This is a genomic window from Arthrobacter sp. MDT1-49-2, assembly GCF_059090185.1.
This window is the reverse complement of sequence record NZ_JBNHFK010000001.1, coordinates 369,357-394,011: the sequence shown is the minus strand read 5'-3', so window position 1 is coordinate 394,011 and position 24,655 is coordinate 369,357. Positions and strand designations below refer to the sequence as shown.

The window sequence follows — 24,655 nt, the reverse complement described above, 5'->3', positions numbered from 1 at the left end:
TCAGGCACGGGAGCAACAGGGGGAGGCGTTGTTGCCCCGTCCGGTCCGGGTCTTAGCTGGCTGTGAGCCGGCGTGCGGAGTTCTCATCCAGGATCAGGTCCGTCACCAGCCCTGCATGCAACGCGCCCAGCAGGCTGGTGGTTTTGGTTTCGCCGGCCACTACGCAGATCCGCCGCGGCACCTGCCGCAGGGTGTCCAGATCGGGGCCGGTGCTGCGGCTGTTGAGCCGGATGCCGTCCCAGGTGCCGTCCGCGCGGTAGAACATGGTGGCCACATCGCCCACCACGCCCTCGGCCAGCAGGTCATTGAGGTCCTCGTCATCCAGGTAGGAACCGTTGTACACATGGCTGGGCACGCCGGCCTCCATGGAACCCACACCGAAGATGGCGGTGTTCATCCGGGCCTGCAGGTCCAGCACGCGTTTCACCGGCCGTTCCCGCCACATGGCGTCCTTCGTTTCGGCGTGGTCGAAAAAAGCCGGAACTGGGAACTGCACCACCCGTGCACCGTAGGCGTGGCCAAAGCGCTGCAGGATCTCACTGGCATAAGTGATGCCCGAGGTGCGGAAGTTGCCGGCCCCGTTCATCTGCACAATCGTGCTGTCATGCGTGCTTTTGACCGGCAGGTGCTGGCTGACCGCCGTGAGGGTTGAGCCCCAGGCCACGCCCACAATCGCATCCGAGTCGATGAGCGGACTGATCAGGTGCGCCGCCTGGACCGCCACCCGCTGCAGTGCCTGCGCCGCGGAGACCGTCTCGGCCACCGGAACCACATGGGCCTGAATGCCGAAGCGCGCACTGATCTGCCGTTCCAATGCCGGCGCCCGGTCAGAGGGACTGCGGATCTCGATGCGCACCAGCCCGGTGCTTCTGGCATGGGCCAGCAGCCTGGATACCGTGGAGCGCGAAACCCGCAGTTCACGGGCAATCGCCTCCATGGTCAGGTTCTGCAGGTAGTACATCTGGGCGGCCCGGAGGGCATCCCTGTCCCTGCCCTCCTTCTCCGTGGCGGGAACCCCGCCGTTGACCTCCCGTGGAGGAATGGTGAGACCAACGTTCACTTGCTGACCACCGACACCGCTAGGTTTTCCATAAATCCATTATCGCAGGGTGCACGTTTGTGCATTGGTTCGATGCGGCGGGGCACGGGCTCTGAACATTGTGGGATATGGCAAAGCCGCCACAGAAGCGTTTGGAGATATCGTGGACAATTCCGTGAACCCCAGTAGTACAGACAAGACCGCCGCAGCCCGGACCCGTCCGGTTGTACAGCAGCTGAAGGACCGCCCCCGGGCCTCGGTGCTGATTGTCGGCGGCGGCATCAACGGTGTAGGCACCTTCCGCGACCTCTCGCTGCAGGGCGTGGACGTTGCCCTCGTCGAGCGCGGCGACTACTGCCAGGGTGCTTCCGGCGCCTCCTCGCACATGATCCACGGCGGCATCCGCTACCTGGAAAACGGCGAGTTCCGCCTGGTGCACGAGTCCGTCGTCGAGCGCAACGCGCTGCTGAACCTGGCCCCGCACTACGTGAAGCCGCTGGAGACCACCATCCCGATCACCAGCACCTTCTCCGGCATCACCGCCGCGCCGATGCGCTTCCTGACGCACAAGCCGGGCAAGCCGAACGAGCGCGGCGCCCTGCTGATCAAGGCCGGCCTGATGATGTATGACTTCTTCTCCCGCGGCGGCCGCGTGGCCCCCAAGCACAAGTTCGTGGGCAAGAAGAAGTCCCTGCAGGAACTGCCCCTGCTGCGTCCGGACGTTAAGTACACGGCCACCTACTTTGACGCATCGGTGCACAATCCCGAGCGCCTGACCCTGGATGTGCTCCGCGACGGTCTGGAAGCCAATCCGCAGTCCCGCGCCAGCAACTACGTCAGTGCCGTGGGCACCACCGACGCCGGCACGCTGCTGCGCGACGAACTGACCGGCGAAGAGTTTGTCTTCGACGCCGACGTCGTTATCAACGCCACCGGCGCCTGGGTCGACGAGACCAATGATTCTTTCGGCAAGCGCACCTCCTTCATGGGCGGCACCAAGGGTTCGCACATCGTGCTCGACCACCCGGAACTGCTCGAAGCCTGCAACGGCCGGGAAATGTTCTTCGAGCACACTGACGGCCGCATCGTCCTCATCTACCCGATGGGCGACCGCGTCCTGGTGGGCACCACGGACATCGACGCCGACATCCGCGAAGACTCGGTCTGCACGGACGAGGAAGTGGAGTACTTCTTCGAGCTCATTGCCCACGTTTTCCCGACGGTTGACGTGCGCCGTGACCACATTGTCTACACCTTCTCCGGCGTCCGCCCGCTGCCCAAGCACGACGACACGCAGCCCGGCTTTGTCTCCCGCGACTACCGGATCGAAAAGCGGATGGACAACCGCGGCGGGCGGAATGTCACCAGCCTTTCGCTGGTGGGCGGCAAGTGGACCACCTTCCGCGCCCTTTCCGAGAATCTCGCTACCGAGGCAATGACGGCCCTGGGCATGCCGCGGAAGACCACCACCGCCGATCTGCAGATTGGCGGCGGCAAGGACTTCCCGCGTACCGAGGCCGAAGAGCGCCTCTGGGTCAACCGCACCGCTAACGAGGTTGCCGACCGTGACCGCGTCCGCGTCCTGCTGACCCGTTACGGCACCCGCGCCACCGACGTGATGGCGTTCCTGGCCCAGGGCGGCGACCAGCTGCTGGCCTCCACCAAGGAGCTGAGCACCCGTGAACTCGAGTACATGGTGCAGAACGAGCAGATCACCCGCCTCTCCGACGTCCTGATCCGCCGCACCTCGCTGGCCTTCCGCGGCCTGGTGTCCGAGGAAATGCTCACCGAGATGGCGGAGCTGCTTGCTCCGCAGCTCGGCTGGGACGACGCCGAAGCCAAGCAGCAGGTGAAGGCAGCACGTGAGCTGCTGGTGACCAAGCACGGGATGAAGATCCCGGCCATGGCTTCCTAGCAGGCAACAGCACAACAGCAGAGGGCGGGCACCGGATCCGGTGCCCGCCCTCTGCTGTTGTGTTCCCGGATGGGTTTGTCTCCGGGGGACAGGCTGTCAGAGCTCCGTGACGGCGTCTGCGTATTCCAGGCGGGGCAGGCGCGGATGGCGCGGTTCTGTTGCGGCCGGGACACCGATGTTCACCACCAGGAAGGATTGGCGGTCCATGCCGGCGTGCAGGTCCGCGTCCAGCGACGCAGCATCAAAGCCGCCCATCGGGCCGGCGGACAGTCCCACTGCCCGAACCGCAAGCAGGAAATAACCGGCCTGCAGGTGGGCGTTGTTGTTGCCCATGAGCGCGCTGAGCTCTTTGTTGGCGGCAAAAACGGCGCCCTGGGCGGGAGCCGGCGGGAACACCGTGGCGAAGTGCCGGTGCCAGCTGCGGTCGAAGCTCAGGACCGCAGTCAGCGGGGCGGCCCCGGTTTTCGCCTTGTTGCCGTCTGCCATGTGGGTCACCAGGCGGCTGCGGGCCTCCGACGAACGGACCCAGGTAATGCGCAGCGGCTGGATGTTCATGGCGGTGGGGCCGGATTTGGTCAGTTCATAGATGTCCCGGAGCTGTTCGTCCGTGACCTGCTGGTCCGAGAACTCGCTAACCGTCCGGGCACTGCGGTACAGCAGGTCCAGTGCGGCGTCATCGAGTGCGGTAATGGATTCAAGAGTGCCGTCGCTCATGCGCAGCATTCCCCCTTCAAGATTGTTGAAGGTCTAACCGTACGGCTGGGGCTGGGCATGTCAAAACGGCCGGCGTTCACCAAGGCGAACGCATCGCATGGTGTTGCCGGCCTGTCGTCCGTCCTGAATACCTCCAGCGATCCGGTGCTAGGCGGCCGCCCCCGAAGCCGACCAGACAGCGTCCAGCCGGCCGCCGGCGTCGTCCTCCGAAATTCCCAGGGACAGGGAAATCTCGGTCAGCAACGGACGCCGGGCATGCCGGAGCATTTCGCGTTCAGCCTGCGAGAGGCCCCTGTCGGCGTCGCGCAGCATGAGGTTGCGGACGACGGCGGCAATCACCATCGGGTCACCGGTGGCAATTTTTTCGGTGTTCTCCTTGTAACGCCGGGACCACTGGGGATCCTCGGTGTCGGCGGGCGCCTTCAGGACGGCGAACAGGGCAGCCAGCCCGGCCTGGTCAAGCACCGGACGAAGGCCAACGTGTTCGACCTGGTCAACGGGAACCCACACCAGCAGGCGGGAGGACTGAACCTCCAGGACAATGCAGTCCTTCTGCATCCGGGGGTGGGTTTGATAGGACATCACGACCGCTGGGCCGTGGTGGGGGTGGACCAAAACCTGTCCCTCTGAAAATGGCAATTAACTACCTCCTGGCGGAAGTCCGGGACCCGGCTCGATGCTCCCGGCAGGTTGCCGGCGGTAACGATCGTTTCGGCCGCGGACAGAACTGCCCAACGCGCCAAAAGCGCAGGTGTGCCCTGCCCCTGTGGGAGGGAAACGGCTGCACCTGCGAGCCTGGGCCACTCGATATATTTTACGCCGGATACACCTGCAAAATCCGGTTCCGGCAGCCGGATGCACGGCGACGAAAGGCGAAAAAAGCCCGCTGCAGGCCCTTCTTGGCCGGGGGGAAACCCGGCTGGAAGGCAGAATGGAAAAGTGAATGCTCCATCTTCCCCGTTCCCGACGGACCCTCAACGGCCTTTTGACCTGTCCCGCATAGCCGCCAACCTGGCCTTCGCGCAGTCGCTGCCGGAGCTGGCAGGCCTGCTGGCAGCCGGTGCAGGGAGCGCCGTGGTGCAGGCACCGCCGGGCACCGGCAAAACAACGCTGGTCCCGCCGGTGGTTGCCAATGCCGCCGCGGGCAAAGGGAGGGTTGTGGTGACACAGCCACGCAGGGTTGCAGCCCGGTCCGCAGCCCTCCGGCTGGCTGAGCTCGACGGTTCAGCACTCGGACAGCGAGTCGGCTACACGGTGCGCGGCGAGACCCGGACATCAGCGGACACGATGATTGAGTTCGTGACGCCGGGAATCCTCCTGCGCCGGCTGCTGGCTGACCCCGGACTGGAAACAACGGCAGCCGTCATCCTTGACGAGGTCCACGAACGGGGACTGGAAACGGACCTGCTCCTGGGGATGCTGGGTGAAGTCCGGCAGTTGCGCGGTGACCTGACCCTCATGGCCATGTCTGCAACCCTGGACGCGGAACGGTTTGCCGAACTGCTCGGTGCCGGCGACGGCGAGGGGGCCGCTCCGTTGGTGGACTGCCCCTCGGCTCTCCATCCGCTCACGGTCCACTGGCGCCCGCCGGCGGTGCCGCGGTTTAACGATCACGGGGTTACCCGCGCGTTTCTGGACCATGTCGCAGATACAGCTGCTTGCGCGCACGCCGAAGCGCAGGGCGGCGACCCAGCGGTCGACACCCTCGTATTTGTGCCCGGAGCCCGGGAGGTGTCGCACGTGGCCGGCCGCCTGCGGTCCCGGGCTGCGGACGGTACGGAGGTGCTCGAGCTGCACGGGCAGGTCCCGGCGAGGGAACAGGACCGCGCGGTCTCGGGCCGCGGCGCAGGAGAACCGGCGCGGATCATCGTGTCCACATCGCTGGCCGAGTCCTCGCTGACGGTCCCGGGTGTGCGCCTGGTGGTCGACTCCGGCCTGGCGCGTGAGCCCCGGCGCGACGCGGCTCGGGGCATGTCCGGGCTGGTGACGGTTTCCTGCTCCCGGGCATCTGCCGAACAGCGTGCCGGGCGGGCGGCCCGCCAGGGGCCGGGGCGGGTGGTGCGCTGCTACGACGACAGGGCATTCGGTGCCGCACCGGCGCACCCGACCCCGGAAATCGCCGTCGCAGACCTCACCGCCGCGGCCCTGATACTGGCCTGCTGGGGTGCCCCCGGCGGTAACGGGCTGGCGCTGCCGGACGCACCCCCGGCAGCGGCCATGCAGGACGCCCTGAACGTGCTGCGCGGGCTTGGAGCCATAGACAACGAAGGCCTGGCCACCGCGACGGGCAAAACGCTGGCCGCTGTTCCCGCCGATCCCCGTCTGGCCCGGGCCCTGCTGGACGGCGCCGCCACAGTCGGCGCGCGGACGGCTGCCGAAGCCGTTGCTCTGGTAGCAGGTGACCTGCGCGCGCCGGCGGCCGATCTGCCCCGCCTGCTCTCCGCCCTGCGCGCCGGACGCGACCCAGGGGAGCGGCGCTGGTCGGAAGATGTGCGGCGGCTCGAAGCGATGGCCCGGCGGGCCAAACTGCGGGATTCCCCTGCCACGCAGGAGTCCTTTGTCCCCGGACCAGAGGACGCCCTGGGATATGTGCTTGGCCTCGCCTTCCCCGAGCGTGTTGCCAGGCGGGTCCAGGGAGACGGACCCGAGCGATACCTGCTCGCGTCCGGCACCCGTGCGGGCCTGCCGGCAGGCAGCCCGCTTACCGGGCAGGAATGGCTGGCCGTAGCCGAGGTAGCCCGCGCGTCAGGCCGGGATGCCGCCGGCACCGGCGCTGTCATCCGGGCCGCTGCACCCCTGTCCGAGGCAGCTGCCGAGGCCGCCGCCGCTCACCTGCTCACGGAAACAGTGGAGGCCCGGTTCGCCGCCGGGCGTGTCACCGCCCGCCGGGAGCGGCGGCTGGGCGCCATTGTGCTGTCATCCACTCCGGTGCGCCCCTCGGCAGAAGCCGGCAGGTCCGCGGTTGCCCGCGCCCTCACGGCCCAGGGGCTGGATATCATCGGCTTTTCCCCGGCCGCAGACATGCTTCGGCGCCGGCTCGCGCTGCTGCACCGGGAACTGGGGGAGCCATGGCCCGATGTCGGCGATCAGGCGCTGCTGGCCCGGCTGCAGGACTGGCTGGCACCGGAACTGGAGGCGCTGGCCGCCGGAAAGCCCGTGCGCGGCATCGACCTTGCCGAACCGCTGCGCCGGCTGCTGCCGTGGCCGGATGCTGCGCGGCTGGGCGAGCTTGTGCCCGAACGCCTTGAGGTGCCCAGCGGATCCCGTGTGCGGATTGACTATGCCGAAAACCCCGGGGAGCGGCCCGTCGTGGCCGTCAAGCTGCAGGAATGCTTCGGGTGGGCGCAGACGCCGCGGCTGGTCCAGGGCCGGGTTCCCGTCCTGTTCCACCTTCTTTCCCCGGCCGGCCGGCCCCTGGCTGTCACTGATGATCTGGCCTCCTTCTGGTCCGGGCCGTATGCCCAGGTCCGGGCCGAGATGCGCGGCCGGTATCCCAAGCACCCCTGGCCGGAGGATCCATGGTCGGCAAGGGCAACGGCGCGCACCAAGGCCCGCATGTAGGGGGGTAACGGCTGTGCTGAGTGCAGAGTCACAGCGGCCGTGCCCCGCGGCCGTGCCGGGCGGGTCCTAGGCTGGAAGGGCACAGCGCACCGTCCTGCGCCGGCGTGAAAGGCTATCTGCACCCCGTGAAGTACTCCGTCCGTAAATTCCTGAGCGTCCCCTCCGGCCGCGGACACCGCTTCCCGGCCGTACGTGTTGCACTGGGGATGCTGCTGCCGCTCCTGGTCCTGATTCCGGCAGGCCGCACCGATCTGACAATGTGCGCCATCTTCGGCTCGCTGACCGGCGTGTTCGGACGCAGCGAGCCGCACTGGCGGAGGCTGAAGCAACAGGCCGCCTCCGGAGTGCTGATGGTCCTAACCGTAGTCGCCGGGGTTTCGTTGTCCCAGGCAGGCGGCGGGCCCTGGACGGTGGTCGTGATCGGAACGCTGATGGCAGCGGGCATCTCCGCGGCGGCCGACTCTTTGCGGATCCGCCCCGCGGGCCCCTTCACCTACATCTTCGCCTTCACGGCGACGTCGGGTGCACCTTTCGCCGGATCTTTGAGGGAAGCGTTTATCACCGTGGCGGCCAGCGTCCTGCTGGCGCTGCTGCTCGGCGTGGCCGGCCGTTTGCACGCCCGCCGGCATAGCCCGGGAAGTCTCCGGGAGACTCCGATACGGCCCGCGAGCCCTGCACGTGCCGGCCTGGTGCTGGCCCACGCGGGCCGTTACGCGGCGGCTGTGGGGACTGCGGGCTCAGTCTCGGCCGCCCTCGGACTGGGGCACGGATACTGGGCGATGCTGGCCGCGTGCGCCCCGCTGGCCGCCGTCGACTTGTCCGGGGGGCCGGCCCGGGCAGTGCACTTCATCGCCGGCACTTACGCAGGCGTGCTGTTCTCCGCCGTATTGATGCAGGTGCCGTGGTCGCCGGTGCAGTTGGCGTTGCTGCTGGCCGTCCTGCAATTCAGCGGCGAACTGTATGTGGTTCGGCACTACGGAGCGGCAATGGTGTTCCTGACGCCGGTGGCCCTGCTGATGACAGGTTTCACTGCGGAGCTGCCGGTGTGGGCCCTGGTGGCGGACCGTGCCCTGGAAACCACTATCGGTGCCCTCACGGCACTGGCTGTGATAGCGGCAGCGGGCAGGATGCGGACAGATTCCTTCAGGTTTTCGACGCGATGAAGACTTCTGCCGGACCGTGGATCCGCACCGCCACCGGATCGCCCACATAAAGCACGCTGGAACCGGGTTCAATCCGGGTGGTCACGTCGCCAATCGTGACAACGACGGCGTCGAGCGCCGCCAACACCACGGAAAAACTGTGCAGCCGCAAGGACTGTCCCTCAGTACCGGCCACAATCCGGCGCAGGTCCAAGTCATCGCCCCAGAGCGGAATCCGTTCCTGCCCGGGGCGCAGCGGCACCACGGGCAACGCTGAAGGGGCAGGTTGGCCTTCCCGAAGCAGCTCCTGCAGTTCCGCAATGTCCACGTACTCGTGGGTCAGGCCGAGGGCCAGGGCATTCTCGGACCTCCCCATGACCACCAGCGCTTTGCCGGACAGATACGTGTGCAGGCAGCCTGCGGGGGTCACCATCGCCTGGCCCGGTTTGAGGCAGATCAGCCTCATGCAGATGGCCAGCAGGATCCCGCGGTCGCCCGGGAAGACCGGCTGCAGCCGGCGGACCACGTCAGCTGCGGCGGAAACCGTGGCGGCTTCGGCGGAGTTTTGGTCCGGCGGCATACCGGCGTCGTAGTGGGCGAGTGCCGCCCGCGTCTCGCCCAGGGCGCGGGCCTGTTCACTCGGTGTCATGCGCAGGATCGCGTGGACAGGGTCCTCATGCCGGAAGGTCAGCAGCGAGTGCAGCCAAGGCAGGTCGAGTCCGTCGGCAATGATCCGCAGCTCTTCATGGCTCCGTTGTCCGGAGAGCATGCGCAGGGACGTGAGCGCCACGGCCACCTCGTACTTGGGATAACGGTCCTTGTAGTGCCGGTTTCCCGCGGTGACCGGAACGCCGCGCGCCTGTTCACGGACAAAGCCGGCCAGGGCGTGGTCCAGGCGGGGGTGGACCTGGATGGGCAGGGGAACGGTTGCGTCAAGGACCACCAAGCGGAAGGGCACGGGGTCGGCGGGAAGGGCATCAGGTCCGGAGAAGGCTTCGGGGTGAGCGGTGATCAGGTGATCGAGGGCTCCGGACAGGGCAGCCGGATCCCAGTTCACGAGCAGTCCGGGCGCTTGCGGAGTGTTCTGCGCAGGGATGGAGCCCGTCCCGCGCTCCGGGCCGGAGGGAGGGGGAAGCTGGCCGCGCTCAGGCGGGGCAGCGAGGTTCGGAACGTCATTCAGGAGACCGTAAAAAGCAGTCATCGGAAATACCATGCCTCGGACGCTGGTGAGAGGAACACTGGGAAACCCATCATTTAATGCTAGCTCCGGAACTCCGGGTCCGTTCCGTCTGCAAGGCCGGAAGGTCATGATGATCGCCACCCCTCCACGTGATTCCGGCCGCCGGGACAGTGCTGCGGCACCGGGTTTCGGCTAATGCGATAATAGGCGCGGAAACTGCAGGAAACGCGAGAGATCCGGAAACATATGGAACACAGCAGCTGCCCGCCATCGGCCGCAGGAACGGGGTACTGAGGGCATGGAATTCCTGGTACTGCTCATCGGACTGCTGTTTGGGACCGTACTGGCTGCCGGACTAGGCGAACGCATCAGGCTTCCCTACCCGGTACTGATGCTTATCTTCTCTGCCCTGGTGGCTTTCCTCCCGGTAATCCCCGAGATTCACATCAACCCCGAACTGATCCTGCCGCTCTTCCTGCCTCCGCTGCTTTACGCCGCAGCCCAGCGGAGCTCCTGGTCCGTTTTCCGGCTACGGTGGCGTTCCCTGGTGCTGCTGGCCGTAGCCCTGGTGGCGGTCACGGTAGCGGTGGTCGCCGGGGTGTCCTGGGCCATGATTCCGGCCCTCGGGCTGCCGGCAGCAATCGCCCTGGGTGCCATCGTTGCGCCGCCGGATCCGGTGGCGGTGGAAGCGGTCGCAGGCAAGGTGAAGATGCCGCGGCGCCTGATCACCGTGCTGCAGACCGAGGGGCTGTTCAATGACGCCATCGCCATCGTGATTTTCCAGGCCGCGGTGGCGGCCAGCACCAGCGGCGGCGAGGTCGGGTGGGATGTGGTGCCCAGATTCCTGATCGGTGCTGCGGGAGCCGTCCTCCTGGGCCTGGGCATGGCCTGGCTGGTGGGCAGCCTGAACCGGTTTGTGCCGAACATGGTGGCCCGTTCGGCAGCTACCCTGGTGGCGCCCTATGCCGTGTACCTGATTGCTGAAGAAGCCCACTTCTCCGGGGTGGTGGCTGTGGTGGTCACCGCACTGGAACTGGGACGGCGTGCACGTCCGCAGGATTCCGAGGAACGGCTGACCCGCACCGCTTTCTGGGACGTGGTGGAGATGCTGACAACCGGTGTTGCCTTTGGGCTGGTGGGCATTGAAATGCGGTACATCATTGAGGACGAGGGCGCGGAACTGCTTGGTTTTATCCCCGGAATTGCTGCCGTTTGTGTGGCGGTCCTCGCGGTTAGGTTCCTATGGATGCTCGGCATTTACCGGGTGGGAGGCGCCGAGATGAACCGCGTTCCCGGCTCGCTGAAGGAAGTATTGGTGCTGACCTGGTGCGGCATGCGCGGGCTCGCAACCCTGGCCCTGGCCCTTGCGCTGCCGGGCACCACCATGTCCGGAGAAACCCTGCCCGGGCGCAACTTTGTCGTAGCGTGCGCGGCGGCCGTGCTGGTGGTCACTCTTGTTATACCGGGCCTGACCCTGCCCTGGCTGATGCGGGTCCTGAAACTGCCCAACAATCACAGGGACGTGGACCGCAAGGAACGCGAACTGGCGCATCGCGCGGAACGGGCGGCCGTCGAAAGCATGAAGCGCTCCCCGGTCATTGGGCAGCTTCCGCCGGAACGGCGGGCCGTGCTCGCCAAGCGGATGTCCTCGCTGCACTCGATGCTGCAGGAAGACGACGAACCGGATCCGCAGAAGATGCTGGACCGCAAGGCCACCCTGGAAATCATGGATGCGGTTCAACGCGAAGCCCTGGACGCGGCACGGCGCGAAGTGCTCGCAGCCCGGCGAAGGCCCGGGACGGACCCGGAGGCCGTGGACCGGGTGCTGCGTCGGTTGGATCTGCGGACCGTCACCTTGGACTACAAGGGCCGTCACTAGACTCCCCGCGGCTAGACTGCGGGACTATGAGCAACAACGAGCAGACCTGGCCGCTATTGGGGCTGGCATGGCTGGTGCAGGCGGCGGCGGCCATCACGTTGGCGGTTGCTGTGGTGATACTGCAGTTGTGGGTTCTGCCCGAGCCGGTGCTGGTCACCGTGCTGCTGGCGCTGATCCTCGGTTCACTTCTTATGCTGTTGCTGGCCGCGCCCCTGGTGTTCGGCTGGCTGCGCAACCGGGTGCAGCCGACGTGGCTCATGGTTCTGATTATGGCTGCGCTGGCCGTGGTGTTCGGCTGGTGGCTGGTGGTTGCCTGCGTTCTGGGCTTTGGTCTGCTTGTGATCGGCTTCGGCTAGTCCGGATTGAGCCGCGACGGGCCCAACCGCATAGGATGGCAGGCCGGGCCGCGATTGCCGTGTGCCCGCAGAACTCTGCTTGATTGGATTCCACCCCTGTGAGTCTTGACCCCCAAACCAACCCTTCAACCGTGCCCGCAGCGGGCACCGCGAAACGTGCAGGACGGACACCGGCACCCGGTGCTTTGGATCCGCGGACCAAAACCGCCATCGGACTGCTGCTGGTTTCCTCCTTCGTCGTCATCCTGAACGAAACCATCATGAGCGTGGCGCTGCCCAGGCTGATGGCGGACCTGAACATCACTGCGGGCACCGCCCAGTGGCTGACTACCGGTTTTATGCTCACCATGGCCGTGGTGATCCCTGCGACCGGGTTCCTGCTGCAGCGTTTCTCCATGCGCGGGCTGTTCATGACGGCCATGTCTCTGTTCAGCGCCGGCACCCTGCTGGCTGCCCTGGCCCCCGGTTTCACGGCCCTGCTGGGCGGGCGGATCATCCAGGCCGGCGGCACGGCCATCATGATCCCGCTGCTGATGACCACGGTGCTGAACGCGGTGCCTGCCCACCGGCGGGGACGCATGATGGGAACCATCTCGATTGTCATCGCCGTGGCCCCGGCCATCGGGCCGACGGTTTCAGGCATCATCCTCAACGCACTGGACTGGCGCTGGATGTTCTGGCTGGTGCTGCCCATCGCCCTGCTCTCCCTCGTCCTGGGAACGGTCTTCATCCGCAACCTCACCGAACCCCGGCAGGTTCCCTTCGATGCCCTGTCCATAGTGCTTTCCACGTTTGCCTTCGGCGGAATCATCTTCGGCCTGAGCAGCATCGGTGAAGCGGCTCAGGGCAATGAACTGATGCCGCTGTGGGTTCCGCTGACCGTCGGCGCACTGGCCATGGCCGGCTTCGTCTACCGCCAGCTGGTGCTCCAGCGGCAGGACCGGGCGCTGATGGACCTGCGCACCTTCACGAGCAAGCCGTTTGTCGTAGCCGTGGTGATGGTGCTGGTGAGCATGATGGCCCTGTTCGGCTGCCTGATTGTGCTTCCGCTTTACCTGCAGAACGTGCTGGGCCTGTCCACACTGGAAACCGGCCTGCTGCTGCTGCCCGGCGGTGCGGTCATGGCAATCCTGTCCCCGATTGTCGGTGGTCTCTTTGACCGTTTCGGTCCCCGCCCGCTGGTTATCCCCGGCGCCCTGGTACTGAGCGGTTCCCTTTGGGGGATGACCCTGCTGACCCAGGACTCTCCGGTGCCGCTGGTGATCCTGCTGCACTGCTTCCTGAACGCCGGCCTCGGTTTCATCTTCACCCCGCTGTTCACCTCTGCACTGGGCTCCCTGGACCGCTCGCTGTACTCGCACGGCAGCGCGATCATCAACACGCTCCAGCAGCTGGCCGGAGCCGCGGGCACGGCCGTCTTCATCACGCTGATGACGGCGGGCACCACCGCAGCGGTCAATGACGGTATGGCGGGGATCCCGGCTGCAGCTGCCGGAATCCATACCGCCTTCTTCTGGGGTGCCGTGATCTCCCTGGTCGCGCTGGCGGCATCCTTCTTTGTCCGCCGGCCGGTGAACGAACTGCCTGACGGGGTAGCCATGCACTAAGTCGGGTGCCTGTTGCACGGCAGCGGCGGCCACTATCCTCGGTAATGCACGTGCAATCCGCTTCGTCGCAGGCACTGCACTCCGGGAAGTGGCAAGATGTCCGAATCCGAGCACAGGCAGACAATTCGGGAAAACCGTGTCCGGACGCTGCTGGCGCTGGCGGGTCCGGCGGTCCTGTTCGGCGTGGTGTCCGCCCTGGTCCTTTGGGGCCTCGACCGGCTGGGCGTTTTGCTGGAGCACGCCGTCTGGGTGGACCTGCCCGGCGCTGTCGGGGCGGATCCATCAGGAGGCTGGTGGATCCTGGGCACCCTGACAGCTACCGGACTCGCTGTGGGACTGACCGTACGGTTTGCGCCCGGCCATGCGGGTCCGGATTCGGCAGCTTCGGAGCTGGGCGGCCCGGCGCTGCCGCCGCGCGTGGTGCCGGGCCTCGCCGCCGCGACGGTCCTCAGCCTGGCCGGAGGCGTCAGCCTCGGACCCGAAAACCCGGTCATCGCCATCAATACCGCCCTGCTGGCGGCGCTGTCGGGACGGATCTTCGCCAGGATCCCTGCCCGCGTCGTCGCGGGGCTCGCCGTCGCAGGAACCGTGGGCGCGCTCTTTGGAACACCCGTAGCTGCCGCACTGCTCTTTACCGGGCTGGCCGGTGCCATGCGCGCGGGTGGAGCGTTGTTTGACAGGCTCTTCCTGCCGTTGGTCTCCGCCGGTGCCGGAGCAGTGACCATGACCCTGCTCGGTGGCACGCTGCTGCAGATCCGGCTCCCGGCCATGGGCGCCCCTGACGGCTGGGACGTGGCGGCGGCATTGCTGATCGCCCCGCTGGCGGCTGCGTTTGGCCTGCTTGGGGCGGCGGTCTTTGCCCGGGTGCACCGCGGCTTCCGCCGGTTGGGCAGCCCCATCCTGTACACAACGCTCGGCGGGGCTTTGCTCGGTGTGCTGGGCGTGATCGGCGGGCCGGTGACGCTGTTCAAGGGCGCGGCCGAGTCGGAGCGGCTGCTACAGGATCCGGCCGGCGAAGGGCCGTGGTCCCTGCTCGGTTTGGCACTGGTGAAACTCGCTGCGCTGGTGATAGCGGCGGCGGCAGGCTTTCGCGGCGGGAGGATCTTTCCGGCGGTGTTCATCGGCGTTGCTGCAGGCCTGGCAGTTGCAGGCTTTATTCCCGGCGTGCCGGTGGGGCTGGCCGTTTCCGCTGCCGTGCTGGGACTGGTGCTCGCCGTCGCCCGGGACGGCTGGCTGGCCCTTTTCATTGGGGTGGTGATCACCGGCGATGCATCCGTGACGGGTGTGCTCTGCCTGGCGGTCCTCCCGGCCTGGCTGGTGGTGACCAACGCCCCGCACATGCTCGCCGAACAACCGACACCAAAGAATCCTTGACCACGGGTGTGACGGACGCCATACTAAATGAACGATTAGTTAGTGCTTACGTCAGGAGCCCCGATGACCGTCCTTCAGTCCGTCCGTCCCGCGTTCGATCCGAACGACGTCGCCGACGTCGATGCCGACCTCTACCTGCTCGACGAAATGCTGGATGAGGAGACAAAGGACGTGCAGGCACGTGTCCGCGCCTTCGTCGACCAGGACCTGCTGCCGGTGATCAACGGCTATTGGGAGCGCGCCGAGGTGCCGTACGAGCTGATTCCCAAGCTCGCAGCCCTCAACATTGCCGGCGGCACCATCAAGGGATACGGGTGCCCGGGCATGAGCCGGATGTCGGCCTCCATCGCCGCTGCCGAGCTGGCGCGCGGAGACGGCTCCATCAATACCTTCTTCGGAGTCCACTCCGGACTGGCCATGGGCAGCATTGACATGCTCGGCAGCGAGGAACAGAAGCAGCGCTGGCTGCCGGCCATGGCCCGGTTTGAAAAGATCGGCGCCTTTGCGCTCACCGAACCTGCGCACGGGTCAGACTCTGTATCCCTGGAGACGACCGCCCGGCGCGAAGGCGATTTCTACGTCCTGAACGGCAGTAAGCGCTGGATCGGCAATGCCAGCTTTGCGGACATCGTGATCATTTACGCCCGGGATGAAGCCGACGGGGCGGTCAAGGCCTTCGTCATGGAGAAGGGCGCTGAGGGCCACCCGGCCGGCTACGACGCCGAGGTCATCACCGGGAAAATGGGCAAGCGTGCCGTCCTCCAGCCGAACATTGTGATTGAGAACCTGCGCATCCCGGCGGCCAACCGGCTCGAAAACTGCAACTCCTTCAAGGATGTGAACAAAGTCCTTGCCGCCACCCGCGGGGGAGTGGCATGGGAGGCCCTGGGACATGCTGTCGCTGCGTATGAGATAGCCGTTGCCTACGCCAAGCAGCGTGTGCAGTTCGGCAAGCCGATTGCCGGATTCCAGCTGGTGCAGAACAAGCTGGCCAATATGCTCGCCCAGCTCACCGCCATCAAGATGACATGCTTCCGCCTCAACCAGCTGGCCGATGCCGGCAAGATGACCAGCCCCATGGCCTCCATGGCGAAAATGTTCGCAGCCCGGCAGGGCCGCTGGATCTGCCAGGAGGCGCGGGACATCATGGGCGGCAACGGGCTGCTGCTTGAAAACCATGTGGCCAGGCACCTGACCGATATGGAGGTGGTCTTCACCTACGAGGGCACCGACACCATGCAGTCATTGATCCTGGGCCGGCACATCACCGGACTCTCGGCCTTCGCCTAGGCGGACACGTTACGGGTGCCGGGGCTCACGCACGCGGAGTCCCAGCACCCTGCCGGTGTTCCCCGCCATCGGGTCCATAGCCTCCGGCCACTGGGCGGTCATCATAAAAAGGAGTCCGCCGTCGTCACCGCCCACCGCGCAGGAGAAGCAGCCCTGTTCCAGCTGCACGGATTCCACGACGTCACCGCCCGGCCTGATCCGCACGCACCGCTCGCCGGGCACTTCGGCAAACCAGATGCCGCCTGATCCGTCCCAGCAGATGCCGTCCGGCGCACTGCCGGGAAGGCCGGCCCATTCGCCCGCCGGGGTGAGCGTGCCGTCGGCGTTGATGGCGAAGGATGCCAGGCGGCCGGCGTTGGACTCCGCTACTACCAGGGTACTGCCGTCGGAGGAGACCAGCATGCCGTTGGGGAAGGACAGGCCGCCGGCGACGGTCTGCGCCGATCCGTCCGGCCGGACCAAGGCAATAAGGCCGTCGCTGCCCGCGCCGGCGGCGTAGTCGCCGCCGATCCCGTTGACGTATATGTTGCCGCCGGGGTGCACGGCAATCTCGTTCCAGGGGTGGTCGGAGAGCCGCCGCAGGTCGGCCAGGGGGACCAGACCGGCGTGGGGGACTTCCACCAATACTGTGCCGTCGCTGCCGGAGACCACCACCATTCTCCCGTCCGGCAGCCAGTCAAAGCTGATGGGAAAGGAAGGCACCGCTGCGGCGCGGCGTAGGTTTCCCAGCGCGTCCAGCGCGGAGATGGTTCCGGCGGTCCAGTCCGCGAACCAGAATTCATTGCCGTGCCAGCGTGCGGATTCGCCCATTCCGATGCCGGATGCCAGGGTTGCCGGTTCCGCCATGATGCGCCTCGCTTCATCCGGGTGTACCAGTGTGCAGCTACAGTATGTCGCCCGTGCAGGGCGGGGAACAGGCAGCGCGGGTCAGGAGCCGGCAGCACCAAGCATCCGCAAGGCCAGCATGCTGTGGTTCGCCGCGACGTCGGCGGCGCTGAGCCGGCCGTCGGCGCGGAACCAGCGGGCCACATCGACGCACAGCGAGAGGAGCCCGAAAACCGCCAGCCCGGTATCCGGCACCGAGAATACGCCCAGTTCGCGGCCGCGGTCGACGACGGTCCGGAACTCGGCGTCCACCGCGCGGCGGATCTGGAGAACCTCAGCCCGGTGCTCATCGCTGAGGGCGGCCAGCTCGAAATTCACCACGCTCGATTTGGTGCGGTTGCTGCTCTGCCATTCCACGAAGTCCCGCACCACGTTGCGGATCTGCTCCACGGGATCCGTGCTGGAAGCCATTCCGGCCTGCACCAGTTCCAGGGTCCGCTCATGGCCCAGCTTCGAGATGCTGTACAGCAGCTCTTCCTTGGACCGGTGGTGGACGTAGACGGCGCCGGGCGTCACCCCTGCAGCTGCAGCGATGTCCCGGGTTGTGGTTCCGTGGAAACCCTTGGCTGCGAAGGCCTCGGTGGCGGATTCCAGCAGGCGCTGGCCCGTATCCGTTGCGGGCACCTGGTCCTCCGGTCTCTGAACATAATGAGCGTTTAGCCACCAGAGTAACAGGGGCCCGCCCGCGGCGCGGGCCCCGGTTACGCCAGGCGCGAGCGGACGATCTCGCTGACGGCCTTACCGTCAAAGCGGCCGGCCACCCGGGCGGTCACCGGTTTCATGACCTGCCCCATCTGCCGCATGGTCGGTTCCGTGCCGCCGGCGCGCAGCGCGGCAATCTCCTCGTCCACGATGGCCTCCACCTCGGCCCGGCCCAGGGCGGCGGGAAGGTACGCCTCGATGATCTCTGCTTCGGCGATTTCCGCCGCCGCACGGTCCGTTTCCCCTGCCTCGGTATAGATCCGCGCGGTGTCCCGGCGCTTGGCTGCCTCCTTCTGCAGGAGCGAGACCGTCTGCGCGTCATCGAGCTCCACGGGTGTCTTTCCGGACTTCTCCCGGGTGCCGATTTCGCCGAGCACATTGCGGACAGTGGTCAGCGCTGTGCGGTTGCCCGCTCTCATGTGGGCCTTCATATCCTGCTGCAGCTGCTCTTTAAGCGTTCCCATACCGTGTTCCTCTTTCGCTGACTCCTCCATCCTCCCCTACCCGGGAGGCGGCGGTCACAGCGTCCGGAATCACAGTCCAAAAGGGGCAAAGTTGTCTTGAGTGGTTCAAAACAACTGATAGGGTTTTTGTATGCAGACGGACGCAGACACAGAACGGCTGGCCGGCAATATCCGGACCGCCGGACTGAAGGTCACCGCGCAGCGCCTGGCCGTTCTGCGGGTGCTGCAGAACGCCCCGCACTCAAGTGCGGAGCAGGTTCTTGCGGCTGTCCGCCAGGGTTTGCCGGCCATATCCGCCCAGGCGGTGTACGGCATCCTGGCCGCCTTTACCGAGGCAGGTCTGGCCCGACGGCTTGACCCTGCCGGTTCACCGGCCCTCTACGAGTCCCGAGTGGGCGATAACCACCACCATCTGGTGTGCATTCGCTGCGGGAGGATCAGGGACGTTGACTGTGTGATTGGCCAGGCACCCTGCCTGGCGCCGTCGGATGATTCCGGCTTCACCGTACTGGCCGCTGAAGTGACTTTCAGCGGCATCTGCAGCAGCTGCCGGCAGCTGGCGGAATCCTCCGCCCCGTAGACAGCACCCACCGTCGATCCACCGGCGGGCCCCCTTTCAATGGCGATTTTCCCTTTCCGGGCTTCACGCTGCCCGGAAAGCCGCCCTTGCCCCGGCCTGCATTCGTGCAGACCGGTGGAAGGAACCGGCCCGAGTCTCACCACAACGCGTTATCCGAGGAGAGAACCATGACCATTTTGATCAACCCGATTGCCACCCGCGAAAACAACGCCCAGGACCACGCCCTGCGGCCCGCCGGCACCGAACCCACGGAGCGGGCCTCAGCCGCGGTCCGCCCCGAAGGCAGCTACACCAGCCGCTATGACACGGCTGCCGCAGCGCGCCCCGCCGCCCGTCCCCGGGGCAGCTACGTCACTGCCGCGAGCCAGCGGACCCGCCCGGCAGGCACCTACACCACCGCGGACGGTGCATCCGGCCGCCGCCGCGCCAAGGGAAGCTACACCTTCCGGGGCTAGGCAGCGGCATGCCGGGACGTGCGCGGCCGATAAGCTGAATGCTCGTTGTCCCGCGGGGCGAGGAAGACCGACCCCTATGAGAGGACACCATGAGCCTGATCCGGCTGCAGGACGTCAACACATCGTTCGAAAACAAGCAGGTCCTTCGCGAGGCGTTCCTGCGCCTGGAGCCCAAGGACCGGATCGGGCTGATCGGACGCAACGGATCCGGCAAGTCCACTATCCTCAAACTCGTCTTGGGCCGGTTGGAACCGGATTCCGGGTCAGTGACGGTGGAACCGGGCCTGAAGATCGGCTACTTCTCCCAGTTCTCCGAATTGGACGGGCAGGCCAGCATCACCGAGGTGCTTGACGGCGTCTTTGCAGAGATCAAGGACGTAGAGGCGGAGCTCGCCGGCATAGACACCGCCATAGCCGCCGGCCCCGCGGAGAAGGAGATGGACCGGCTCATCAGCCGCCAGTCCGAACTGTTTGAGACCATGGACCGGCTGGACGGCTGGGACTACCCCCGCCGCATTGATGCCGTCCTGACCACCCTCGGATTTACCGAAGCGCATCGCACCTGCGCCATCGATGCACTTTCCGGAGGGTGGCGGAACCGGGCGGCGCTGGCGAAGATCCTGCTTGAACAGCCGGATGTACTGCTGCTTGATGAACCCACCAATTACCTGGACGTGGACGGCGTGGAATGGCTGGAGGGCTGGTTCCGTGATTTCCGCGGTGCGGCGATCATTGTCTCGCATGACCGGAAGTTCCTGGACGCCGTCGTGACCCGCATCGTGGAGGTGGAGAACTTCCATCTGCACGAATACGCGGGAAACTTCGCCGAGTACGTGGTGCAGAAGCAGTTCCGGCTGAAAACCCTGCAGGCCCAGTTCGTGCATGAAGCCGAGCTGCTGGCCTTTGAAGCCGAGGGCATTGCAGACCGCCGCGAGGCGGCCAAGGCCGGCGGCCGGCTGAGCAGCCAGCTGGCCCGGATCAAGAAGTCCCGGGCACCCCGCCCGGTGGATGAAATCATCACCGGCATCTATGCCGGGCTGCACGTCAAGGACGTCCTGGGCCGTTTCCGCTCACTGTCCAAGTCCTACGGCGAAAAGGTCCTGTTCTCCGACCTGAGCTTCGAGATCAACCGCGGGGACAGGATTGCCGTTACCGGTACCAACGGCAGCGGCAAGACCACCCTGCTGCGTGTCCTTACGGGCGAGGAAACCCCCGATACCGGCGAGGTCAGCTGGCCCAAGGGCCCGTCCATGGTCTCCTACAACAAAATGCTCGATGCGCTCGACGACGGCGACACGGTCACCCACGCGGTCAACGCCCTGCCGGGATCCCTTGCCTTCAGTGCCACGAAAAAGTCCGTGAACCGGTTCCTTACCATGTTCCAGTTCTCCGAAGCGGACCTGACGCAGAAGATCGGCAACCTTTCCGGCGGCCAGCGGGCCCGGGTGGCCATGGCCCAGTGCCTGCTCTCCGGCGCCCCCGTGCTGCTGCTCGACGAGCCCACCAACCACCTGGACATGTCCAGCACCCAGGTGATGGAACGGGCACTGATGCATTTCCCCGGTGCCGTGCTTGTGGTCAGCCATGACAGGTTCTTCACCGAGAAGATTGCCACCCGCCGCCTCATCTTTGGTGCCGAAGGGGCCGCCCCGGGTGAGGTTGAAATCCGCGAAGCCTAGCGGGACCTCTGGCAGGAGGGGATACCCGCTGCTACGTTGGCGCGATGGGTGTGCACGGGCGCAGTATGAACGGCGCAGTATGAACGGCCGCAGTATGAACCGGCCGCGACCTGCCGGGCCCCCGGTGGCGCCTCCGGTGCTAATGGCCCAGAGTTGGGCGGACGCGGTCTTCCTGCATTGGCGTATCCGGCCTTCTGCGGCCGCAGCGCTTATGCCGCCCGGTGTGGAACCGGACGTCCTCCATGGGGACACCTGGGTGGGGCTCATTGGTTTCCGCGCCAGAAAGACCCGCCTCGCGGGCCGGGTGCGACTGCCCTACGTCGGCTCTTTCACCGAGATCAACGTACGGCTGTACTCACGCGGCGCGGACGGCAGCAGGGGAGTGCTGTTCCTTTCCCTGGACGCGTCACGGCTGGCGCCGGTGCTGCTGGCCCGCTCGCTGCACATTCCCTATGTCTGGTCCCGGTGCGTGCCCACCCGTTCCGGGACGGCATGGGGGTACGACGTCGAGCGGTTCGGCAGGCAGGCACGCTCATCGTTCGCCGCAGTCCCGGACGACGCCCGGCAGGCGGAGGACGAGCTCGCGCTGTGGCTCACTGCCCGCTTCGGACTCCACGCGAGATTTGGCGGCAGGACGGTATTCATCCCCAACTCACACCGCCCCTGGCCGCTGCGCCCCGCCCGGCTAACGCACTTTTATGACGAACTGGTCCCGGCAGCCGGACTGGAGGTTCCCGGTCCGCCGGATACCGTGCATTATTCCACCGGGGTGGACACCCTGTTCGGACGGCCCCGGCGGGTGGCCTGAACCGCTCCCGGGGTGCGGCGCAACCGGCGCTGCAGGCCCTTTTCGCCGCGGTGCATCAGCGCAGCGTGCGCGGCTGTGAGGACCGGCCGGGCAACCGGGGTGAGCAGGCGCATCCACCGCCGGGTCGGCCGGACCCGCCACTCGATGTCCATCCGCGTCCGCCCCGGCTTCAACCCGCCTGCTTCCAACCCGAATGCTTCCAACCCGCATGCCTCCCCGCCCGGCTCCATCCCGCCGCCGTCGGCCGCCAGGGACGTCAGGGTGATCCGTCCGCTGCCCGCCAGATCGCCGGTGGCATCGAAGACAATGGACACCGGGTGGCGCACCGCGGTGGGACGCAGGGAGATGGACAGGCTGTAGCCCAGTGCCGCGCGGAACTGCAGCCGGACGGTCGAGGAGAGCAGTGCTTCGACGGGGTCTCCGGCTGAGGCAGGATCCGGGAAAACGTCCTGCTGCGTGCAGCCGGGCCACCAATGTGGCCAGTCCATCTCCGGACCGGCCACAGTGTTCCATACGTCTTCGGGGGAGGCATCAAGCAGCCAGCTGGAGGGCAGGACATAGAGACCGGGCATTCCACCAGCATGCCATCACTGCCGAAGTGCCGGGAAACGGGGCCGGCAGCCCCAAAGGCCCGACTACCCGGCAGCCCCGACGGCCCGACTACCCGGCAGCCCCGAAGGCTCGACTGCCGGCAGTCCGAAGGCCCGACTACCCGGCGGACTCAGACCGCGTAGGCCGGCGGCAGCGGAAGCCCGCGCTCGGCCATCACCGTCCGCAGCCTGGTGGGGTAGTCGGTGATGATGCCGTCCACCCCCAGGTCGATCAGCGCGTTCATGTCCGCCACCTCGTTCACGGTCCAGGGAATAACGGTCAGTCCCAGGCCGTGGGCCTCGGTGATCATCGCGGGAGTGACGCTGGTGGCGATGGGGGAGACGACGTCGTACCCCTGGGCAGCGGCCGCCTGGGGAACCGATCCGCCGAAGTCATCAATGTCGATGCCGCCCAGTTCCGGTGCAGCGCCCGGCTGCCCCACGCCCAGCTCCTCCGGGGTCCCCGCCAAGGCCACCAGGACCAGCTCCGGGGCTATCTCGGCTACGAGGTTCAGCGTGGACCAGTCGAAGGACTGGATGGTGGTGCGGTCCGCCTTGCCTGCTGCCCGCACCTCATTGACAACCGCCTGCGTCAGCGCCACGCTGCCCGGACCGCCGGCCAGCCCTTCTTCGACCTTGGTCTCCACATTGAAGCGGACCGTGTCCGCCCCGTACCGGTCGGCGAGCGCGTACACGTCCCGCAGTTCCGCAATGGTATTCCCCTGCGACACGACCTGTTCCGGGTAGCCCGGCAACTGGGCATATCCGCAGTCCAGCATCTGGATCTGCGCCAAGCTGAGCTCGGCCACCCGGTCACCGACGTAGGGGAACTCCGGATCAACGTACGTAGCCGGTCCGGTGTCGGCGCACTTCTCGGGCTGGATGGTGTCGTCATGCCAGACAATCACCTTCCCGTCCTCCGTCAGGTGCGTGTCCAGTTCCAGGGTGGTGACCCCCAGTTCCAGGGAGTGGGCAAAGGCGGCGAGGGATTCCTCGGTGTTTTCCCCCCGCCCGCCGCGGTGGGACTGCAGGTCGAAGGCGCGCTCGGTGCCGTTCTGCATGACTTCCACCATCACGTCGAAGATGCGGGTGTTCTCGTACACCCCGGTCAGCATTTCGGCGCCCGGCCCCATGGCCGTCAGGGGCACGTCGTCACCGGTGTGGCCGTTGGTGGTCCAGTCAATACGGAACTGCTGCTCCGAACCGGCAACGTCAAAGGGCTCCTCCTGTACCGGGCTGTCGGGATTGGTCGGGTCTGCGCCGCCCAGCGGTTCGATAACCATCCCGCCGGTCTGGTGGTCTCCAACCGTGATCAGCAGCGTATTGCCGTCCTGCTCGGCGAACTCCCTGGCCAAAGCCACTGACCGGTCAAACTCAATGCCGGACTCGATGGTGAGGGCGCCGTTATTGACGTGGCTGAAGGCGTCGATGCCTTCTTCCTCCACCATCAGGAAGAAGCCGTTGCCGGACTGGTTGCCGTCCAGCACGGAGAGTGCCTTGCGCGTCATTTCCGTCAGCGGAACCGTGGGGTTGTAGGTTTCCTCGACGTCGTCGCCGTACTGGAACATTTCCTCGTTGGCGAAGAGTCCCAGAATCCGGTCTCCCTGTGCGGCCTGCAGGCCCGGCAGGTCCCACACGTATTCGTAGCCCTGGTCCATGGCCTCCTCGACCAGATTGCCTTCGGTGCCGGCGCTCTCCTCCGAGGGGTCCTCGGCAGGATTGTCCGGGTACCGGCCCGGGCTGCCCTCCGGGTACCAGTGGTCTTCGCCGCCGCCCAGGATGACTTCCGGGTGCGAGCTGCGCAGGAACTGGGCGGCAATGGCGCTCTGCTCGTCCCGGTCCAGCACATGGGAGCCAAATGCGGCCGGAGTGGCGTCGGTGACCTGGCTGGTGGTGACCAGCCCGGTGGCCTTGCCCAGGTCCTCGGCGATTTCCAGGGCGGTGGTGACCGGCTGCCGGTCCACATCCATCCCGATGGCGCCGTTGTAGGTTTTGACGCCGGTGGCCATGGAGGTGGCGGCGGCGGCGGAATCGGTGACGAAGGTTTCCTCGTCCGCGGAGTTGGTGTGCACCCTGCCCACTTCGGGAAGTGAGTCCATGGCGGTTTCCCCGGTGAGGCCTACGGATGCGAGCCGGATGGCATCGCGCTGGCTGGTGCCCATGCCGTCTCCGACCATGAGGATGACGTTCACCGACTCGTCAGTGTCTCCGCCGCCGTCGCCTCCGCCGTCCGTCGGGCTGGGCGAAGGGGAGGGGCTCTCCGTAGGGGAGGGACTCTGCGTGGGGGTGGCAGTAGGTGTGGCGGTGGGAGCCGGCGTCTCCGTAGGCCGGGGCGGCTTGGTGGGGCTTGCCGTGGGGGTGCTGTGGCCGCCGCCGGTGGCCGGCAGCCCCACCCCGGTTCCGCATCCTGCCAGGACGCATATGCCCAATATCGC

21 protein-coding genes are annotated in these 24,655 nt (G+C 66.6%); 12 read left to right on the top strand and 9 right to left on the bottom strand.

The window, feature by feature from the left end:
• Nucleotides 1–52: 52 nt before the first annotated feature.
• Nucleotides 53–961, bottom strand: coding sequence for a sugar-binding transcriptional regulator (locus AC5RTS_RS01785; protein WP_493990497.1), 909 nt, complete (start codon nt 959–961; stop codon nt 53–55).
• 241 nt (nt 962–1,202) lie between these two features.
• Between AC5RTS_RS01785 and AC5RTS_RS01780 the strand changes: the two genes are divergently transcribed.
• Nucleotides 1,203–2,954, top strand: coding sequence for a glycerol-3-phosphate dehydrogenase/oxidase (locus tag AC5RTS_RS01780; RefSeq protein WP_493990348.1), 1,752 nt, complete (start codon nt 1,203–1,205; stop codon nt 2,952–2,954).
• Between the two features lie 96 nt (nt 2,955–3,050).
• Here AC5RTS_RS01780 and AC5RTS_RS01775 read toward each other — a convergent pair whose 3' ends face one another.
• Together AC5RTS_RS01775 and AC5RTS_RS01770 are read right to left on the bottom strand one after the other, a co-directional pair.
• Nucleotides 3,051–3,668, bottom strand: a complete 618-nt coding sequence (locus AC5RTS_RS01775) for a malonic semialdehyde reductase (RefSeq protein ID WP_493990347.1) — start codon at nt 3,666–3,668, stop codon at nt 3,051–3,053.
• 147 nt (nt 3,669–3,815) lie between these two features.
• A complete protein-coding gene (locus tag AC5RTS_RS01770; protein WP_493990346.1) occupies nt 3,816–4,307 on the bottom strand; it encodes a CarD family transcriptional regulator in 492 nt (163 codons plus the stop codon).
• Nucleotides 4,308–4,607: 300 nt separating this feature from the next.
• Here AC5RTS_RS01770 and hrpB point away from each other — a divergent pair, with 300 nt between their 5' ends.
• Together hrpB and AC5RTS_RS01760 are read left to right on the top strand one after the other, a co-directional pair.
• On the top strand, nt 4,608–7,229 hold the full coding sequence (hrpB, locus tag AC5RTS_RS01765; RefSeq protein ID WP_493990345.1) for an ATP-dependent helicase HrpB: 2,622 nt from the start codon (nt 4,608–4,610) through the stop codon (nt 7,227–7,229).
• A 125-nt stretch (nt 7,230–7,354) separates the two neighbouring features.
• A complete protein-coding gene (locus tag AC5RTS_RS01760) occupies nt 7,355–8,392 on the top strand; it encodes an FUSC family protein (RefSeq protein WP_493990344.1) in 1,038 nt (345 codons plus the stop codon).
• Here the strand turns inward: AC5RTS_RS01760 and AC5RTS_RS01755 are convergent.
• Complete coding sequence (locus tag AC5RTS_RS01755; protein WP_493990343.1) at nt 8,373–9,572, bottom strand: type I phosphomannose isomerase catalytic subunit; 1,200 nt, start codon at nt 9,570–9,572, stop codon at nt 8,373–8,375. The two genes, AC5RTS_RS01760 and AC5RTS_RS01755, sit on opposite strands and share 20 nt — an antisense overlap.
• A 277-nt stretch (nt 9,573–9,849) precedes the next feature.
• Between AC5RTS_RS01755 and AC5RTS_RS01750 the strand changes: the two genes are divergently transcribed.
• The 5 genes from AC5RTS_RS01750 to AC5RTS_RS01730 all read left to right on the top strand — a co-directional run bounded on the left by AC5RTS_RS01750 (nt 9,850) and on the right by AC5RTS_RS01730 (nt 16,057).
• The gene (locus AC5RTS_RS01750) at nt 9,850–11,430 is read left to right on the top strand and encodes a cation:proton antiporter (RefSeq protein WP_493990342.1); all 1,581 of its coding nucleotides are present in this window, start codon (nt 9,850–9,852) and stop codon (nt 11,428–11,430) included.
• A 26-nt stretch (nt 11,431–11,456) separates the two neighbouring features.
• Nucleotides 11,457–11,786, top strand: a complete 330-nt coding sequence (locus AC5RTS_RS01745) for a hypothetical protein (protein WP_493990341.1) — start codon at nt 11,457–11,459, stop codon at nt 11,784–11,786.
• A 131-nt stretch (nt 11,787–11,917) separates the two neighbouring features.
• Nucleotides 11,918–13,393: an MDR family MFS transporter gene (locus AC5RTS_RS01740; protein WP_493990340.1), complete on the top strand. Its 1,476-nt coding sequence runs from the start codon at nt 11,918–11,920 to the stop codon at nt 13,391–13,393.
• A 96-nt stretch (nt 13,394–13,489) separates the two neighbouring features.
• A complete protein-coding gene (locus tag AC5RTS_RS01735) occupies nt 13,490–14,767 on the top strand; it encodes an ion channel protein (protein WP_493990339.1) in 1,278 nt (425 codons plus the stop codon).
• 63 nt (nt 14,768–14,830) lie between these two features.
• Nucleotides 14,831–16,057, top strand: coding sequence for an acyl-CoA dehydrogenase family protein (locus AC5RTS_RS01730; RefSeq protein ID WP_493990338.1), 1,227 nt, complete (start codon nt 14,831–14,833; stop codon nt 16,055–16,057).
• 9 nt (nt 16,058–16,066) lie between these two features.
• On the opposite strand, the gene AC5RTS_RS01725 is transcribed toward AC5RTS_RS01730, so the two are convergent.
• From AC5RTS_RS01725 to AC5RTS_RS01715, 3 genes are all read right to left on the bottom strand, one after another.
• Nucleotides 16,067–16,903, bottom strand: a complete 837-nt coding sequence (locus AC5RTS_RS01725) for an SMP-30/gluconolactonase/LRE family protein (RefSeq protein ID WP_493990337.1) — start codon at nt 16,901–16,903, stop codon at nt 16,067–16,069.
• Between the two features lie 81 nt (nt 16,904–16,984).
• Entirely contained in the window at nt 16,985–17,566 is a 582-nt protein-coding gene (locus AC5RTS_RS01720; protein WP_493990336.1) for a TetR/AcrR family transcriptional regulator, read from the bottom strand.
• A 77-nt stretch (nt 17,567–17,643) separates the two neighbouring features.
• Nucleotides 17,644–18,108 (bottom strand): GatB/YqeY domain-containing protein, encoded by a 465-nt coding sequence (locus AC5RTS_RS01715; protein ID WP_493990335.1) that lies wholly within the window; start codon nt 18,106–18,108, stop codon nt 17,644–17,646.
• A gap of 130 nt (nt 18,109–18,238) precedes the next feature.
• Here AC5RTS_RS01715 and AC5RTS_RS01710 point away from each other — a divergent pair, with 130 nt between their 5' ends.
• From AC5RTS_RS01710 to AC5RTS_RS01695, 4 genes are all read left to right on the top strand, one after another.
• The gene (locus AC5RTS_RS01710) at nt 18,239–18,688 is read left to right on the top strand and encodes a Fur family transcriptional regulator (RefSeq protein WP_493990334.1); all 450 of its coding nucleotides are present in this window, start codon (nt 18,239–18,241) and stop codon (nt 18,686–18,688) included.
• Nucleotides 18,689–18,855: 167 nt separating this feature from the next.
• Complete coding sequence (locus AC5RTS_RS01705; RefSeq protein ID WP_493990333.1) at nt 18,856–19,143, top strand: hypothetical protein; 288 nt, start codon at nt 18,856–18,858, stop codon at nt 19,141–19,143.
• Nucleotides 19,144–19,232: 89 nt separating this feature from the next.
• A complete protein-coding gene (locus tag AC5RTS_RS01700; RefSeq protein ID WP_493990332.1) occupies nt 19,233–20,822 on the top strand; it encodes an ABC-F family ATP-binding cassette domain-containing protein in 1,590 nt (529 codons plus the stop codon).
• A 142-nt stretch (nt 20,823–20,964) separates the two neighbouring features.
• Nucleotides 20,965–21,630, top strand: a complete 666-nt coding sequence (locus tag AC5RTS_RS01695; protein WP_493990331.1) for a YqjF family protein — start codon at nt 20,965–20,967, stop codon at nt 21,628–21,630.
• Here AC5RTS_RS01695 and AC5RTS_RS01690 read toward each other — a convergent pair.
• Nucleotides 21,579–22,202 carry an SRPBCC family protein gene (locus tag AC5RTS_RS01690; protein ID WP_493990330.1) on the bottom strand — a complete coding sequence of 208 codons (624 nt, stop codon included), beginning with the start codon at nt 22,200–22,202 and terminating at the stop codon, nt 21,579–21,581. The two genes, AC5RTS_RS01695 and AC5RTS_RS01690, sit on opposite strands and share 52 nt — an antisense overlap.
• Nucleotides 22,203–22,351: 149 nt before the next feature.
• Nucleotides 22,352–24,613: an alkaline phosphatase gene (locus AC5RTS_RS01685; protein WP_493990329.1), complete on the bottom strand. Its 2,262-nt coding sequence runs from the start codon at nt 24,611–24,613 to the stop codon at nt 22,352–22,354.
• Between the last annotated feature and the right edge of the window lie 42 nt (nt 24,614–24,655).